11 protein-coding genes are annotated in these 15,510 nt (G+C 69.3%); 1 reads left to right on the forward strand and 10 read right to left on the reverse strand.

From position 1 onward, the window contains the following. Window positions 1-36 precede the first annotated feature (36 nt). From FBQ73_RS02735 to FBQ73_RS02745, 3 genes are read right to left on the reverse strand one after another with little or no spacing between them, the layout of a single operon-like run. On the reverse strand, window positions 37-3,390 hold the full coding sequence (locus FBQ73_RS02735) for an error-prone DNA polymerase (protein ID WP_210236650.1): 3,354 nt from the start codon (window positions 3,388-3,390) through the stop codon (window positions 37-39). 11 nt (window positions 3,391-3,401) lie between these two features. Further along, the gene (locus FBQ73_RS02740) at window positions 3,402-4,844 is read right to left on the reverse strand and encodes a DinB/UmuC family translesion DNA polymerase (RefSeq protein WP_138398059.1); all 1,443 of its coding nucleotides are present in this window, start codon (window positions 4,842-4,844) and stop codon (window positions 3,402-3,404) included. Between the two features lie 13 nt (window positions 4,845-4,857). Continuing rightward, window positions 4,858-5,727 (reverse strand): hypothetical protein, encoded by an 870-nt coding sequence (locus FBQ73_RS02745; protein WP_210236651.1) that lies wholly within the window; start codon window positions 5,725-5,727, stop codon window positions 4,858-4,860. A gap of 337 nt (window positions 5,728-6,064) precedes the next feature. Here FBQ73_RS02745 and FBQ73_RS02750 point away from each other — a divergent pair, with 337 nt between their 5' ends. After that, the gene (locus tag FBQ73_RS02750) at window positions 6,065-7,222 is read left to right on the forward strand and encodes an SbmA/BacA-like family transporter (RefSeq protein WP_138397992.1); all 1,158 of its coding nucleotides are present in this window, start codon (window positions 6,065-6,067) and stop codon (window positions 7,220-7,222) included. 90 nt (window positions 7,223-7,312) lie between these two features. Here the strand turns inward: FBQ73_RS02750 and FBQ73_RS02755 are convergent, their stop codons facing one another. The 7 genes from FBQ73_RS02755 to FBQ73_RS02785 all read right to left on the reverse strand — a co-directional run bounded on the left by FBQ73_RS02755 (window position 7,313) and on the right by FBQ73_RS02785 (window position 15,508). After that, on the reverse strand, window positions 7,313-7,891 hold the full coding sequence (locus tag FBQ73_RS02755) for a hypothetical protein (protein ID WP_138397993.1): 579 nt from the start codon (window positions 7,889-7,891) through the stop codon (window positions 7,313-7,315). 271 nt (window positions 7,892-8,162) lie between these two features. Next, on the reverse strand, window positions 8,163-9,764 hold the full coding sequence (locus FBQ73_RS02760; RefSeq protein WP_138397994.1) for a GMC family oxidoreductase: 1,602 nt from the start codon (window positions 9,762-9,764) through the stop codon (window positions 8,163-8,165). Between the two features lie 38 nt (window positions 9,765-9,802). Continuing rightward, window positions 9,803-11,191 (reverse strand): FAD-binding oxidoreductase, encoded by a 1,389-nt coding sequence (locus FBQ73_RS02765; protein ID WP_138397995.1) that lies wholly within the window; start codon window positions 11,189-11,191, stop codon window positions 9,803-9,805. Window positions 11,192-11,355: 164 nt separating this feature from the next. After that, the gene (locus FBQ73_RS02770) at window positions 11,356-12,111 is read right to left on the reverse strand and encodes an SDR family NAD(P)-dependent oxidoreductase (protein ID WP_138397996.1); all 756 of its coding nucleotides are present in this window, start codon (window positions 12,109-12,111) and stop codon (window positions 11,356-11,358) included. Beyond that, a complete protein-coding gene (locus FBQ73_RS02775; protein ID WP_138397997.1) occupies window positions 12,108-12,941 on the reverse strand; it encodes a shikimate dehydrogenase family protein in 834 nt (277 codons plus the stop codon). The genes FBQ73_RS02770 and FBQ73_RS02775 overlap by 4 nt, the downstream gene beginning before the upstream one ends. A 28-nt stretch (window positions 12,942-12,969) precedes the next feature. Further along, complete coding sequence (locus FBQ73_RS02780; protein ID WP_138397998.1) at window positions 12,970-13,674, reverse strand: ABC transporter ATP-binding protein; 705 nt, start codon at window positions 13,672-13,674, stop codon at window positions 12,970-12,972. Then, complete coding sequence (locus FBQ73_RS02785; RefSeq protein ID WP_138397999.1) at window positions 13,658-15,508, reverse strand: branched-chain amino acid ABC transporter ATP-binding protein/permease; 1,851 nt, start codon at window positions 15,506-15,508, stop codon at window positions 13,658-13,660. The genes FBQ73_RS02780 and FBQ73_RS02785 overlap by 17 nt, the downstream gene beginning before the upstream one ends. Window positions 15,509-15,510 lie beyond the last annotated feature (2 nt).

Here is a 15,510-nt window from a genome sequence, read left to right on the forward strand (position 1 = left end):
CCTCATTCCAAAACCGTCCCCGTCCATCCCCGCCTCTCAATGAAAATCCCGCGATTTCGGCAGCACCCGCACGTCACGCGGATGCTGGCGCGGATGCTGGGGGTGGGCGAATTCGTCGGCGCGCGACAGCTCCATCTGCGGCTTGCGCACGCGCGAGAGCAGAGCGAGGTCGGCGGTGCGGTCGACGAGGCGCTCGGCCATGAGGTGCACCACCCCCTCCGGGCTCTTCTGCACCCGGCCTTCCACCAAGAGCAGGCGCGATCCCATCACCGCGCGGCGGAAGCGCTCCAGCGTGCGCGCCCACAATACGATGTTGGTGATGCCGGTCTCGTCCTCCAGCGTGATGAAGATGGCCTTGCCATTGCCCGGCCGCTGACGCACCAGCACCACCCCGGCGGTGCGGGCGAAGGCGCCGTCCTTCAGCGCAGCCGTCTCGGCGCAGGAGAGGACGCGCCCGGCCCGGAAATGATCCCGCAGCTCGCCCATGGGATGCCCCTTCAGGGAAAGCCGCGCCGTCTGGTAGTCGGCGACGATGTGCTCGGAGCGGGCCATCTCCGGCAGGCGCACCTCTTCCTCCATACCCAGCTCGCGGGCATCCGCCGCGGCGAACAAAGGCAAGGCGTCGTCGTCGGGCAGGCGGCGGGCGTGCCACAGGGCCGCGCGCCGGTCGAGGCCGAGGGAGCGGAAGCCGTCCGCATCCGCCAGCAGCTTCACCGCACGGGTGGGCAGGCGGGCGCGGCGCGCCAGCACCTCGATGCTGGAAAAACCTACCCCCCGCGCGGCGACGAGGCGTTCGCCCCATTCTTCATGGAAGCCGTCCACCTGCCGGAACCCCAGGCGCAGGGCCAGCGCGCCGTCGGCGCGGCGCTCCAGCGTGTTGTCGTGGTGGCTGTGGTTGATGTCGATGGCGCGCACCTCCACGGCATGCTCGCGGGCGTCGCGCACGATCTGGGCGGGAGCGTAAAAGCCCATGGGCTGGGCATTGAGCAACGCGCAGGCGAACACCGCCGGGTGCCGGCACTTGATGTAGGACGAGATGTAGACGAGCTTGGCGAAGGAGGCGGCGTGGCTCTCGGGAAAGCCATAGCTGCCGAAGCCCTTGATCTGCTCGAAGCAGCGCTGGGCGAAGTCGCGCTTGTAGCCGCGCGCCACCATGCGCTCCACCATCATGGCCTCGAACTCGTGGATGGTGCCGAGATTGCGGAAGGTGGCCATGGCCCGGCGCAGGCGGTTGGCCTCCGCGTCCGAGAAGCAGGCCGCCACCATGGCGAGCTTCATGGCCTGCTCCTGGAACAGGGGCACGCCCATGGTCTTGTGGAGCACGTGGTACAGCTCGTCCGGCTTTCCGTGCGCGGGGTCGGGGGAGGGGTAGTCCACCTTCTCCTGCCCGTTGCGGCGGCGCAGGTAGGGGTGGACCATGTCGCCCTGGATGGGACCGGGCCGCACGATGGCGACCTGGATGACGAGGTCGTAGAACTTTTGCGGCTTGAGGCGCGGCAGCATGTTGATCTGGGCCCGGCTCTCCACCTGGAACACGCCGATGGAATCCCCGCGCGAGAGCATGGCGTAGACATCCTTCTGCTCGCCCGGCACGTCGGCGAGGCCCCAGTCGATGCCCTCATGGTCGCGCATGAGGTCGAGGGCCTTGCGAATGCAGGTGAGCATGCCGAGCGCCAGCACATCCACCTTCATGAGGCGCAAGGTGTCGATGTCGTCCTTATCCCATTCGATGAAGGTGCGGTCCGCCATGGCGGCGTTGCCGATGGGCACGGTCTCGTCGAGGCGCCCGCGCGCCAGCACGAAGCCGCCCACATGCTGGGACAGGTGGCGCGGCGCGCCCATGAGGCGGCCGGCAAGGTCCACCGCCCGGCGGATGAGCGGGTTCGACGGGTCGAGCCCGGCCTCGCGGATCTGGCTGTCGGCGATGTCGCGGCCCCAGCTGCCCCACTGGGTGGAGGCGAGGCGGGCGGTGATGTCCTCGGTGAGGCCCAGCGCCTTGCCCACGTCGCGGATGGCGCTCCTCGGGCGATAATGGATGACGGTGGCGACGATGCCGGCGCGGTGGCGGCCGTATTTCGCATAGATGTGCTGGATCACCTCCTCGCGCCGCTCGTGCTCGAAATCCACGTCGATGTCGGGGGGCTCGCGCCGCTCGGTGGAGATGAAGCGGGCAAACAGCAGGTCGTTGTCGGCGGGGTCCACGGCGGTGATGCCGAGCACGTAGCACACCGCGGAATTGGCCGCCGAGCCGCGCCCCTGGCACAGGATGCCCCGGCTCTCGGCGAAGCGGACGATGTCGTGAATGGTGAGGAAATAGGGCGCGTATTCAAGCTGCCGGATGAGGGCCAGCTCGTCGGCCAGCAGCTGTTCCACCTTTGGGGGGAGGCCGGCCGGATACCGCACCCGCGCGCAGCGCCAGGTCAGCTCCTCCAGCCAGGCCTGCGGGGTCCAGCCGGGGGGCACAGGCTCTTCCGGATACTCGTATTTCAGCTCGCCCACGCTGAAGTCCATGCGGGCGAGGAGGTGGCCGCCCTCGGCGATGGCCTCCGGCGCATCCTTGAACAGGCGCGCCATCTCGGCGGCGGGCTTCAGGTGCCGCTCGGCGTTGGCCTGAAGCCGGCGGCCGGCCTCGCAAATGGTGGTGCCCTCGCGGATACAGGTGAGGATGTCCTGCAGGTCGCGCTCGCGCGGTGTGGCGCACAGCACGTCGTTGACCGCGAGCAGCGGCACGCCATGGGTGCCGGCCAATGCCTTCAGCGCGGCGAGGCGGCGCCGGTCGTCGCCGGCAAACGGCATGTCGGCGGCCAGCCACACCGCGCCCGGGGCGGTCTCCTGAAGGCGGGCGAGGGCGGGTGACAGCCGCTCCGCCAAAAGGTCCACCCCCGGCCCGGGCATGAGCACCAGCAGCAGGCCGCCGGGATCGGCCAGCAGGTCGGCGAGGGTGAGGTGGCATTCCCCCTTCTTCGCCCGGCGGTTGCCGGTGGTGAGCAGCCGGCACAGCCGCCCCCAGCCGGCGCGATCCGCCGGATAGGCGAGGATGTCCGGCGTGTTATCTGAGAAGACGAGGCGGGTGCCGGTGGCGAGGCGGAAGGCGCGGGCGCGCGCGGCGAGACGGCTCTTGGCGGCGCGCGTTTCCGCATCGTCTTCATCCCCCGCATTCTCGTCCGCGTCCAGGCGGCGCAGCTCTTCCAGCGCGCTATAGGCCCGCACCACGCCGGCAACGGTGTTGCGATCGGCGATGCCGAGGCCGGTGTGACCGAGGCGGACCGCCACCTCCACCAGCCGCGCCGGCGCGCTCGCCCCGCGCAGGAAGGAGAAATGGGAGGCGGCGGCCAACTCCGCATAGGCCGGCGCCGGGGCGATGGCGGTACTCATGGAAGGCGTACTCATGGAAGGCGTACTCATGGGAACAACCCGTGCAGGAACCAGCGCGGCTCCGATGTCTCCCGCCCGTAGGTGCCGGCGCGATAGAGCCAGAAGCGGCGGCCTTCCTTGTCCTCCACGCGGAAATAATCGCGGGTGAGCGCCTGTGCCCCGGTCCACCATTCGGCGGCGATGCGCTCCGGCCCCTCGGCGCGCACCACCTCGTGCAGCACCCGCCGCCAGCGGAAGCGCAAAGGCGGGCCGTCGGGCACCTCGGCCAGGGTCTCCACCGGCTCGGGATGGGCGAACAAAGCCGGCGGGCGGGGCAAAGGCGCCCCCTCCGCCGCCGGCGCGGGCCAGGCGGCAAGGCCGGCCACGGCCCAGCCCTTCTGCGCCGGCACGCTCGCCGCCGCCCGCTCTGGCACATGGCTGTCCTGCGGCTGAAGGCACATCACCCGGCGCGGGCCGAGGCGGGCGGACAGCACATCCACCAGCTCCGACAGGGCCGCCTCTTCAGGCGCCGCGCCGAAGGTGGCCTGGGTGGCCGCAAGCGGTTCGCAGGCGGTGACCGACAGGCGGATCACGTCATAACCGAAGCCGGGGTCCAGCGGATCGGCCAGCGCCGAAAGCCGCTCGCGGAACAGGCCGGCGAGGCGCGCGGCATCGCGCAGGGGCGCGGCGGTGCCCGCTTCCACCCGCCGCACGGCGCCGTCGCTGCGGAAGAAGGCCGCCGCAAAGCGCCGCCCGCCTTCCCCGTGCCGCTCCAGCACGGCGGTCAGCTCGCGGGCAAGGTCGGCGAGCACAATGCGGGCGGTTTCCTCATCCCCCATGGGCTCGGCGAAGCGCCGCTCCGCCACGTAGACGGGCAGGGGATTGAGGGGGGAGATGGGGGCATCGGCCGCGCCGGTGATCTCCTCCAGCCGGCGAACGATCTGGCTGCCGAAGCGGGCGGCGAGCGCGGCCCGGGGCTTGCCCGAAAGGTCGCCGATGGTGGCAAGGCCGAGATAGGCGAGGCTGCGCTCGGCCTCCGGATCCAGCTCCAGCGCGGCCACTGGCAGGCCGGCCACGGCCTGCCCCTCCGTCCCCGGCGCGGCCACGAGGCCGGGGCGCCAGCAGGCGAGGGCCAGCGCCGCGCGGGCGGTGCCGGCCACCGCGCCCTGGACCGCGAAGCCCTGGGCGGCGAGGCGCGCCACCATGGCGGCGAGCATGGCCTTCTCGCCCGCAAACAGATGGGCGCAGCCGGTGATGTCGAGCACGATGCCATAAGGCGGCGCGAGCGCCACGAACGGCGTCCAGCGCTCGCACCAGCAGGCGATGGCGGCGAGCAGCGCGCCGTCCGCCGCAGGGTCCGCCTCCACCGCCTGAAGCTCCGGCACGCGGGCCTGCGCATCCGCCAAGGTCAGCCCCGGATGGAGGCCAAGGCGGGCCGCCGCCGCGTCCACCGCATGGAGGCGGCGGGCGTTGGCGAGGGTGTGCACCACCGCGAGAGGTGCCTCATCCGGCGCGGCGCTCGAAGGCGCCGACGACCACGGGTGCCGGGCCGTCTGCGCGTGCCGGGCCTTGCGATGCAGCCGGTCGGTGGGCAGGCGGGGCAGCAGCAGGGCGGCGAGGCGCCGGGGCGAAGCGTCGGGCATGGGCATTCCATTCCACAATCCAGCGGCCGGTGGGCCCGGCCCGGTTGCGGGCCAGCTCCAGGGCGAAGGCGGGTGGCCCGAGGCAGAAGGCCGGCGCCCCCGCCGCGCCGGAGGGAGCGGCCGAGGCCAGCCAGCGGGTGGCGGCGGCGGAAGGCACGGGCTCCGCCGCCGAACGCAGCAGCAGGGCCGGCACCCCCGAGCGCTCCGCCCTCAGCGCGAGGCGGCGCGTGGCGGTGAGGTCGAGGCGGGACGGCATGCCCCAGGGCTCGACCACCACGAGGCCGAGGACGGCATGGTGCAGCGCCTCCTCGGCGGCGGCGAGGGTGTCGGCGGCATCCGCCCCCTGGACCAGGATGAGCCGCGCCGGATCGAGGCCGAAGGCGGCGCAGCCCGGCCCGTAGAGGTCGCCGCCCTCCAGCGCGGCAAGGTCCTGCCGCACCCACACCACCGGCCGCCCTGTGCCGGCGGCAAGGGCCAAGGCGAAGCCGAGGGCGGCGGCGCCATTGCCCTTGTCGCACGCGAACACCTCGTGCAGCGCGCCCAGCGCCAGCCCCCCGCCCAGCGCCCCATCCAGCGGCGCGCCGAGGGCCAGCCGCCCCCACGCCGCCCCCGCCGCCGGGGCGCCGGCGTGCTGGATCTCCTCCACCCGCCGCCGCAGCGCGGCCAGGGAATCCCCCCCGTTTCCCAGCCGCCCGATGCCCTCGCGCCCGATCCTTTCGCGCTCATGCATGATGTTCCTCTTTTGTTCTTATAAAAGGACTCCGTTGGGGGCGAATGTCAACGGGGAGGGGGAGGACCTGGATGGCCCGTCGTGATGTCTCACATATCGGCTTGGGAGCATGTTGCTCGGCGTTGAGCCAGGGCGGATCACCGTATTGGCGTTCCGTTGCAGGTATTGCCGTACTGACAGGGCAGGGTGGCGATCCGGCACGGGGTGGATGCGCCTTGCTTCCGCCCGCCGCGATGGGATCCTTGACCCATGAGGTAAGCCTGGGTGACGCTGCCGCAGGCGCCACGTCCAGCTTGGCGTGCCGCGGGGTCGATCTGGCGCCTTCTGGATGGTTCTGATGTCTCTCGTTCCGTACCTTCCTCCAGATCAACGGCGCCTTCTCTCCCGCTTCTGGGAAAGCGCATCGGGGTACTGGCGCGGCCGCGCGGCCTGGCGCGCCTGGGTCCTGATCGCGATGATGGTGGCCACGGTGCTTTTGCAGTTGTGGACCCAGTATCGGCTGAATTTCTGGAACCGTGATTTCTTCAATGCCATCGGGCGAAAGGATGGGACGGAACTCTGGAGACAGGCGTGGCTTTTCGTGCCGCTCGCCGCCGCCAGCATCTTCCTCGTCATCGTCTCGGTCTGGGTGCGCATGACGACACAGCGCCAATGGCGCCAATGGCTGAGCAGCCACCTTTATGATTTCTGGCTGTGCGGCGGTCGCTACCGCCGGCTGAGGTTCATGCTGGGAGAGCATCAGACGCCCGAATACCGCATCGCCGAGGACGCGAAGGTCGCAACCGACGTGCCCGTGGACCTCGTGGTGGGCCTGCTTTCGTCGGTGCTCAACGCGATCACCTTCATCGGCGTTCTCTGGAGCGTCGGCGGCTCACTGGTCCTCAAGGTCTTTGGGCAGCACGTCTCCATCCCCGGATATCTGGTGCTCGCGGTCGTCGCCTATTCCGTGCTGGTCACGGCCGCGATGATGTTCATCGGGCGCCACCTGATGCGGGTGCTCGGGGAAAGCAAGCGTGCCGAAGCCGACCTGCGGGCGATCGGGGCGCATCTGCGCGAGAGCGGCGAAGGATCTGCGCTTCCGGATGAACGTCAGGACGGACGACAGGTTATCGGCGGGGCCCTGGCGAAGGTGATCGCCCAATGGCGCGCATTGTGCTGGCAGCTCATGCGGATGACGCTGGTCTCGCAGACCAACCTGCTGCTGACGCCGGTGATCGGATTGCTGCTTTGCATGCCGAAATATCTGGTCGGGCTGATGAGCCTTGGTGAGGTCGTCCAGGCTGCCGCGGCGTTCACCATCGTGCAGGCGGCATTCAACTGGATCACGGACAGCTATGCCCGCCTCGCCGAGTGGAGGTCTTCCGCGAACCGGGTCGCGTCCCTCCTGCTCGCGCTGGATCAGGTCGACCAATCCGAAGAGCCCGCAGACCCCGAGATGGCCGAGGGAAACACAAGCGGCGCCAAGGCTCAGTTCGGTCGCCTTGCGCAGGATTAGAGTATTTTCGAGCGGCGTGGGTCTCAGTTCATGTGAATAAAACATGTAATAGGATAATATAGAATGGTTCTGGCCCATCCCCTGGAGAGCTCAGATTCGCCTCTCCCAAGGATGCCGCGCAAACTTCAGCTTTCCTTCCCCCACATCGTGCCGGGCGAGGATCTCGTCCAGGGCGGGGCGGTCGATGGTGAGGGTGTCGGACAGACGGGTGGCGATGTCCGCGATGGCGGCCTGGGCGTTGGGGTGGAGGACGATGCGGCTGGCCTTGTCCGTGCAATAGCCCATGAACATGGCCTGCTGCTCGGAGCCCAAAGCGAAGTGGGATCTCAGCTGTTGGATCTCGGCGTCGTCGGTGCGGTGGGAATCGATGCGCGGGATGTAGAGCGAAGCGAGCTTTTTCCAGTAGTGCGCCTCGGCGATCTGCCCGGCCAGAAGAATGACGATGGCATCCTCGATGAAGTGTCGGTCGGCCTTGGCGTTCAGGTCCAGCACCAGCTCGCTCGCGCCCTCGAACCGTGTTTCGCCGCTGAGGCCATGGGGCGGGTGAAGCGCCGCGCCGGTCACGTCGCGCTTGTGGAGGAGGGCGACCAAGGCATGCCCGGCCTCGTGGACCGCCACCGCCTTGCGCCGGATGTCCAGGGGGATCTCGTGGGCCGGCGTGGCAATCATGACGGCGGTTCGCAATGGCTGAGAACGGGCTAAAACGCTCTTATACCATTGCGCGGGCGATCGGCTCCAGCGGCTTGTGCCTCAAGGGGCGTGGGGCTCAGCTTGAAGAAGCACCGCCGCTCCCTCTCCCGCTTGCGGGGGAGGGCCGGGGAGGGGGAGGATCCCTGCCAAAAGTGCTGACGGTGGGAGGGAAAACGAGCGGTTGCCCCCTCCCTGCCCTCCCCCGCAAGCGGGAGAGGGTTCCCACCGCGCCCGGCCGCGCCGCTTGCACCTACCGTGCGTCCGCCTTGATCATGTCGGCGGCCTTCTCGGCGATCATCATCACCGCCGCCGCCGTGTTGGCGGAGACGATGGTGGGCATCACCGAGGCATCCACCACACGTAGGCCCTCAAGGCCGATGACCTTGAGGCGCGGGTCCACCACCGCCGCGGGGCCGGTGCCCATGCTGCAGGTGCCCACCGGGTGGTAGATGGTCTGGCCGGTGCGGCGGGCGAATTCCAGGAAGTCGGCGTCGCTGCGCACATCCGGGCCGGGGTTCATCTCGAACGCCCGGTAGGGGTCCATGGCCGGCTGCTCGATGATGCGCCGGGCGAGCTTCATGCCCTCCACCAGGCAGTCGCGATCCTCCTGAACCGCAAGGAAATTCGGCCGGATGGCCGGGGCCTTGAACGGGTCCGCCGAGGTCACGTGGATGGAGCCGATGGATTGCGGGCGCAACTGGGTGACGCCGATGGTCATGCCCGGCTGGCGGTCGAGGGAACGGTCGGCGGCGTTGGCATAGCTGGCGTGCATGAAGAAATACTGCACGTCCGGCCCCTCCAGCCCCGGTCGCGTCTTCACGAAACCATGGGCAAGGCCGGTGCCGAGGGTGAGAATGCCTTTGCGCGTCAGGAAATACTGCGCCACCGCCTTGGCGAGGGCGAGGCCGCGGGTCTGCTCGTTGAGGGTCACCGGCTGCTTGACGCGCCAGTTCATGCGGGTGGCGAAATGGTCGCGATAATTGTTGCCGACGCCTGAAAGGGCATGCACCACCGGGATGCCCGCCGCCTTCAGCGTGGCCGGATCGCCGATGCCCGACAGCTCCAGCAACTGGGGCGACTGCACCGCCCCGGCGGCGAGCAGCACCTCCGCCCGCGCGCTGGCCGCCACCTCGCGCCCACGCTGCCGATAGGTCACCCCGGTCACCCGCCGGCCATCGAGGGTGAGGCAGAGAGCTTGGGCGTGGGTCGCCACCTTGAGGTTGGGGCGGGAGAGGGCGGGGCGCAGATAGCCGTCCACCACGGTCCAGCGACGCCCGTTTTTCTGGTTCACCTGATAATAGCCGAACCCGTCCTGAACCTTGCCGTTGTAGTCCGGGTTGCGCGGGTAGCCGGCCTGTTCGGCCGCCTTGATGAAAACCTCAGACAGAACAGGGCGTTCGCCCACGCGGACGATGTTGATGGGGCCGTCGGTTCCGCGCTCGTCCTTGTCGATGTCGAAGGCCTCGAAGGTCTCGAACTTCTTGAAGTAGGGCTTCACGTCGTCCCAGCCCCAGCCGGTGGCGCCGAGCTGGGCCCAGCCGTCATAATCCTGGCGCTGGCCGCGCACGAAAATCATGCCGTTGATGAGGGTTGAGCCGCCAAGCCCCTTGCCGCGCGGCACCACGATGGGGCGGTCGTAGGTATTTTGTTCCGGCTCGGTGTGGAAACGCCAGTTGAAGGCGCTGCCGGCCAGAAGCTTGGAGAAGCCGGCCGGAATGGGCACCCAGAAGCCCCGGTCCGTGCCGCCCGCCTCCAGCAGGAGGACGGTGCGGCGGGGGTCTTCCGAGAGGCGGGCCGCCAGGATCGCGCCTGCGGTTCCGCCTCCCACGACGATATAGTCGAAGCTGTCCATGGCCTTGTTCCAGCGTGCCTTTTTGTGCGGGCGGAGGGTCAGCCCCCGGCCGGCAGGACCTTTCCGGGGTTCAGGAAATCGTCCGGGTCAAGAGCTTTTTTGAGGGTGCGGGCGAGGGCGATCTCCGCCGGCGCGCGGCGCAGGAGAAGCTCGTCCACCCGATACTGGCCGATGCCGTGCTCGGCGGAAATGGAGCCGGCAAAGCGGGCCACCACGTCGTGGACCAGGGTGTTGATGGCAGCGCCGTCCTGGCCCGGGGCGAGCACCACGTTGTAATGGATGTTGCCGTCGCCCAAGTGCCCGAAAGCATTGACCTTTGCGCCCGGCGCGCCGTCCGCGATGGCGATGTCCGCGGCCTCCAGGAAGGCGGGAACATCGACGATGGGCACGGAAACATCGTGCTTCATGCTCTTGCCCTCGCGCGCCTCGCCATCGGTGATGTGCTCGCGCAAGGCCCAAAGCTGGGTCGCCTGGGCGCCGGTCTCGGCGATGACGCCGTCCAGCGCCGTGCCGTTCTCCAGCGCCGCCGCCAGCGCCGCCTCCGCCGCCTCCCTAAGGCCGGACAGGCTGGCGCCGGCTTCCAGCAGCACGAACCACTCGCCGGAGGCGATGGGCGGGGTGAGGTTGAGGTGCCGCTTCAGCAGGTCGAAGGAATAGCCGCTCATCAGCTCGAAGGCGGAGAGGGTGTCGCCGAGCTCTTCCTGCGCCAGCGCGAGCAGGTCGAGAGCGGCCTGGGGGCTGGGCACTGAGAGCAGGGCGGTGACCGTATGCCGGGGCCGGGGCACCAGGCGCAGCACGGCGCCGGTGACGATGCCCAGCGTGCCCTCGGTGCCGATGAAGAGCTGCTTCAGGTCGTAGCCGGCGTTGTCCTTGCGGAGCTGGCGGGCCATGTCCACGATGGTGCCGTCGGCGAGCACCACCTCAAGGCCCAGCACCAGCGCGCGGGCCATGCCGTAGCGCACCACATTGACCCCGCCCGCATTGGTGGAGACCACGCCGCCCACAGTCGCCGAGCCTTCTGCCGCAAGGCTTATGGGCAGCAGGCGACCGGCCTCGGCGGCGGCGTCCTGCGCCACCTTGAGGATGCAGCCGGCATCGGCGGAGATGGTCAGGCCCACCGGGTCGATCGCGCGCACCTTGTTCATGCGGTTCAGCGAAAGCACCACCTGTCCGCCCGAGGCGTCGGGCACCGCGCCGCCGGCAAGGCCGGTATTGCCGCCCTGCGGCACGATGGCGGCGCCGGCCGCGCGGCAGGCCTTCACCACCTCGGACACCTCGGCGGTGGAGGCGGGGCGGGCGACGCACAGCGGGCGGCCGGGAAACAGGCGGCGCCAGTCGATGGCATAGGAGGCCATGTCCGCCTCGTCGGCGAGGAGGCCGGAGGGGCCGAGAATGGCGGCAAGGCGGGAAACAAGATCGGCGCTCATGAGGCAGCCCTCAAGACATCTGGCATGAAACGGGTGCGGGCTTCAGCCGGATGGCCCCGCCCGCGCGGTGGCGAAGCGGATGCATCCGTTGGCCGCGCGCTGCAAGCCCCTTTCTCCCGCAGACGCCGTGTCCTTGCCCTGGAAAGCCGGGACACGGCATGCCGTCACACATATCCGTAGGCGGACCAGCCGCCGTCCACGCCCATCACCTGCCCGGTGACAGCGCTTGAGGCATCGGAGGCGAGAAACACCGCCATGCGCGCCACTTCGTCCGCCTCCACGAGCCGGCCCATGGGGGTGCGGGCCTTCAGGCGGTCGAGGTCGAGGCGGCCGCGGGCGGCGAGGTCGTCCAGCAAAGCGGTGCGCACATAGCCGGGGGCGATGGCGTTCACCCGCACCTTGTCCCGTGCCCATTCGCAGGAGAGGGCCTTGGCCATCATGGCGACGGCCGCCTTGGAGGCGCAATAGCCGATGCGCTCGGGCGCGGCCACCACGCCATACATGGAGGCCATGAGCAGCAGGGAACCGCCGCCCTGGGCGATCATGCGCCGCCCCGCCTCCTGCGCCGTGAGGAAGGTGCCTGTGAGGTTGATGTCGATGACGCGCTCCCACTCCTCCTCGGTCACCGAGAGGGTGGGCGCGTTCTGGGAGACGCCGGCATTGGCAACGCAGATGTCCACCGGACCGAAGCGGGCCTCGGCGGCGTCGAAGGCGCGGACGATATCCGCCTTCCGCGTCACCGAGCCCTTGACCGCGATGGTCTCGCCCAGCTCCTGCGCCCGCGCTTCGGCGGCGGGGTCGAGGTCGAGCAGCACCAGCGTGGCGCCCTCCGCCCGGAAGGCCTGCGCCACGGCAAGGCCCAGCCCGGAGGCGCCGCCGGTGATGAGGGCGCAGCGGCCCGCGAGGGACCCGCCGCTCACTTGCCGGCTCCGGCGAGTGTACGCATGCCGAGGAAATCGGCCATGAGGTCCAGCTGGCAGGCCAGCATGGGCTTGCCGAAATGGATGCGGCAGCCTTTCGCCTTGGCGGCGGCGAGGAGGGCGGTCTCCTCCGGCTGCATGATCACCTCGGCGACGATCTGTTCCGGCGACAGGCGCGCGGTATCAAGCGGCAGGGCATCGCCCTCCTTGAGGCCGAGGGAGGTGCCATTCACCACGATGTCGTGGCCGGAGGGGTCGGGCGTGCCGATGTCCACCTGCGCCGTCGGATAGGCCTCGGCGAGGCGGGCGGCGAGGTCTTCCGCCTTGGCGCGGGTGCGGTTGGCGATGGTGAGGCGGGAAATGCCGGACTCCACGAAGGCGAAGGCGATGGCGTTGGCCGCGCCGCCGGCGCCGGCGAGATAGACACTCTTGCCCCTAGGATCGATGCCCGCCGCCAGCAGCCCGCCGACGAAGCCCTTGCCGTCCAGCATCTCCCCGATGAGCCGGCCGTCCGCCTCGCGACGCACGGTGTTCACGGCGCCGATGCGGCGGGCGCTGTCGGAGACGGCGTCGCACAGGTCCACGATGGCGGTCTTGTGCGGCACCGTCACCACGAAGCCGCCGAGGCTCTTCATGGCCTTGAGGCCGGCGACCAGGGTCGCAAGGTCGTCCGAGGCGACATGGAACGGCACCATCACCCCGTCGCGGCCCTCGCGCGCCATCAGCGCGTTGAGCATCTGCGGCGTCTTCACGTGGTGGATGGGGTCCGCGAGGATGCCGTAGACACGGGTGTGGCCGGTGATTTCGCGGGTGGTCTGGGGCGTGGTCATGGGGCAGGTTCCGGGGTGGCCCGAAGGCTCAGATGCCGAGGTAGGCGGTCTTGATGTGCGGGTCGGACAAAAGGCCGATGCCGGTGTTCTCAAGGGCGATCTGGCCGTTCTCGATCACATAGGCGCGGTCGGCGATCTTCAGGGCGTGGAACGCCTTCTGCTCCACCAGCAACACGGTGGTGCCGCTCTTGCAGATGCGGTCGATGACGTCGAACATCTGCTGCACGATGATCGGGGCAAGGCCCAGCGAGGGTTCGTCCAGCATCAGCAGCTTGGGCTTTGCCATCAGGCCACGAGCGATGGCCACCATCTGCTGCTCGCCGCCGGAGAGGGAGCCGGCCATCTGGTCGAGGCGCTCGCGCACGCGGGGGAAGATGTCCAGCACCTCGTCGAAGCGCTGGGCCATGCCGGTGCGGACCTTGGGGTGGTAGCCGCCCATCAGCACGTTGTCGCGCACGCTCATGACCGGGAACAGCTGGCGGGCTTCCGGCACCATGATAAGGCCCGCGCCCACGATCTCGTCCGGCGGCAGGCGATCGATGCGCTGGCCGTCGAACTCGATGCTGCCGGCGGTGGGCTTCACCAAGCCGGAGATGGCGCGCAGCAGCGTGGTCTTGCCGGCACCGTTGGAGCCGATGATGGTCACCACCTCGCCGCGCCCGACCCGCAGCGAGATATCCTGGAGGATGACGGTGCGGCCGTAGCCGGCGGTGATCTCAGAGACCTTGAGCATCGACGAAATCCTCTCCGAGATAGGCCTCGATCACCCGTCGCTCGCGCACCACGGCGTCGGGCTTGCCTTCGGCGATCACCTTGCCGCTGTCGATCACCACGATGCGGTCGGACAGGCTCATGATGGCCTGCATGTTGTGCTCGATGGCGATGACGGTGACGCCGGTGTCGCGGATGGCGCGGATCAGTTCCACCATCTTCACTGTGTCGGACTGGCTCTGGCCGGCCATCACCTCGTCGAGCAGCAGGATTGTGGGCTCGGTGGCGAGCGTGCGCGCCACCTCCAGCCGCTTCAGGCCGCCGATGGGCAGGGTTCCTGCCTCCACGTCCTTCACGTCGTCGAGGCCCATGAGCTTGGCCACCCTGAGGGCGACGGCGCGGGCATCGTCCACGGAGCGGTGACGCAGGAAGGCGCCGATCATGATGTTCTCCAGCACGGAGAGCTTGCCGAAGGGTTGGACGATCTGGAAGGTGCGGCCAATGCCGAGCCGGGCGAAGGCATCCGGCGAACTGGGCTGGTGCCACTTGCCGTCGGGACCGAGGATTTCGATGGTGCCGGCATTGGGGGTGAGGAAGCCCGAGAGCTGGGCGAAGACGGTGGTTTTGCCGGCGCCGTTGGGGCCGATCACGCCCAGGATCTCGCCCCGCTTCAGGGTGAGGGAGACGTTGTCGGTGGCGGTCAGCCCGCCGAAGCGCTTGACGAGGTTCTGCGCCTTCAGCACCACCTCGCCGGGGGTGCCAGTGATGATCTTGGTGGCAGGCGCGACCACATCCGCGCGGGTCCGTCCGCCGCCGGGCAGCCTGTCGATGAGGCGCACCACGAACGGGCCGAAGGTGCCCACCAGCCCGCCCGGCAGGGTCAGCGTGATGATGACCAGCACGGACCCATAGACGAAACCGTGCAGGCCATTGGCCGAGGCCCCGAGCCAGCCGCGGGCGAGTTCCGCGAGCGGAACCACCAGCACCGTGCCGAGCAGGGGCCCCGCCACCGTCCCGAGGCCGCCTATCAGGGCAAACATGGCGATCTCGATGGCGGTGGCGAGGGAGAACAGCGTCGCCGGCTCCAGGAACGTCATGTACATGGCGTGGAAGGTGCCCACCAATGCGGTGAGCGCCGCCGAGATGGCCATGGCCCAGAGCTTGACGCCGTTGATGTTGATGCCCGCCGCCTGGGCCGCGCTGTCGCGTTCACGCACGGCCGTGAGGGAATAGCCGAGGCGGGAATGGCGGATGGCGTAGGACACCGCCAGGCAGAGCATCAGAAGACCGAATGCGATGTAGAGATAGTTGATCTTCTCGCGGAAGATCATCCACGGCCAGCCGATCTGCAGCGGCACCACGAGGCCGGCCGAGCCGCCGGTGACCCCGTTGAAATGGATGGACAATAGCCGCACCACCTCCAGGAAGGCGATGGTGGCCAGCGAGAAGAATGGCCCGCGCAGGCGGAAGCAGGGATAGCCGATGCCGAGGCTGACGAGGGCCGCCAGCGCCGCGCCGGCGATCATGCCGATCCAGGGCGAGAGGCCGAAATGGGTCAGCAGCAGCGCCGCCGTATAGCCGCCCAGCCCATAGAACACCGTGTGGCCCAGCGAGAGCTGTCCGGCATAGCCGCCCAGAATGTTCCAAGCGGTGGCGAGCGCCCCGAACACGCAGATGGTGACGAACACGTGCACCATGAAGGTGGAGCCCGACCAGGCCGGGATGATGACCAGCAGTGACAGGGCGAACAGGGTGCAATAGACGCGCGGGTCGGTGAGCCGCGATAGGACCGAGAGCCCGCCGGGGGTGGCCGGGGCGCTCCGGGAGTCCTTGAGCGAGGAGTCGTGAAGGCTCATCG

Source organism: Xanthobacter autotrophicus (genome assembly GCF_005871085.1).
Lineage (GTDB): Bacteria > Pseudomonadota > Alphaproteobacteria > Rhizobiales > Xanthobacteraceae > Xanthobacter > Xanthobacter autotrophicus.

Coding starts and splice junctions, on each gene's coding strand:
- FBQ73_RS02745 (WP_210236651.1), bottom strand. CDS start 5,727: ATGCATGAGCGCGAAAGGATCGGGCGCGAGGGCATCGGGCGGCTGGGA.
- FBQ73_RS02750 (WP_138397992.1), top strand. CDS start 6,065: ATGTCTCTCGTTCCGTACCTTCCTCCAGATCAACGGCGCCTTCTCTCC.
- FBQ73_RS02780 (WP_138397998.1), bottom strand. CDS start 13,674: ATGCTCAAGGTCTCTGAGATCACCGCCGGCTACGGCCGCACCGTCATC.
- FBQ73_RS02785 (WP_138397999.1), bottom strand. CDS start 15,508: ATGAGCCTTCACGACTCCTCGCTCAAGGACTCCCGGAGCGCCCCGGCC.
- FBQ73_RS02775 (WP_138397997.1), bottom strand. CDS start 12,941: ATGACCACGCCCCAGACCACCCGCGAAATCACCGGCCACACCCGTGTC.
- FBQ73_RS02765 (WP_138397995.1), bottom strand. CDS start 11,191: ATGAGCGCCGATCTTGTTTCCCGCCTTGCCGCCATTCTCGGCCCCTCC.
- FBQ73_RS02755 (WP_138397993.1), bottom strand. CDS start 7,891: ATGATTGCCACGCCGGCCCACGAGATCCCCCTGGACATCCGGCGCAAG.
- FBQ73_RS02735 (WP_210236650.1), bottom strand. CDS start 3,390: ATGAGTACGCCTTCCATGAGTACCGCCATCGCCCCGGCGCCGGCCTAT.
- FBQ73_RS02760 (WP_138397994.1), bottom strand. CDS start 9,764: ATGGACAGCTTCGACTATATCGTCGTGGGAGGCGGAACCGCAGGCGCG.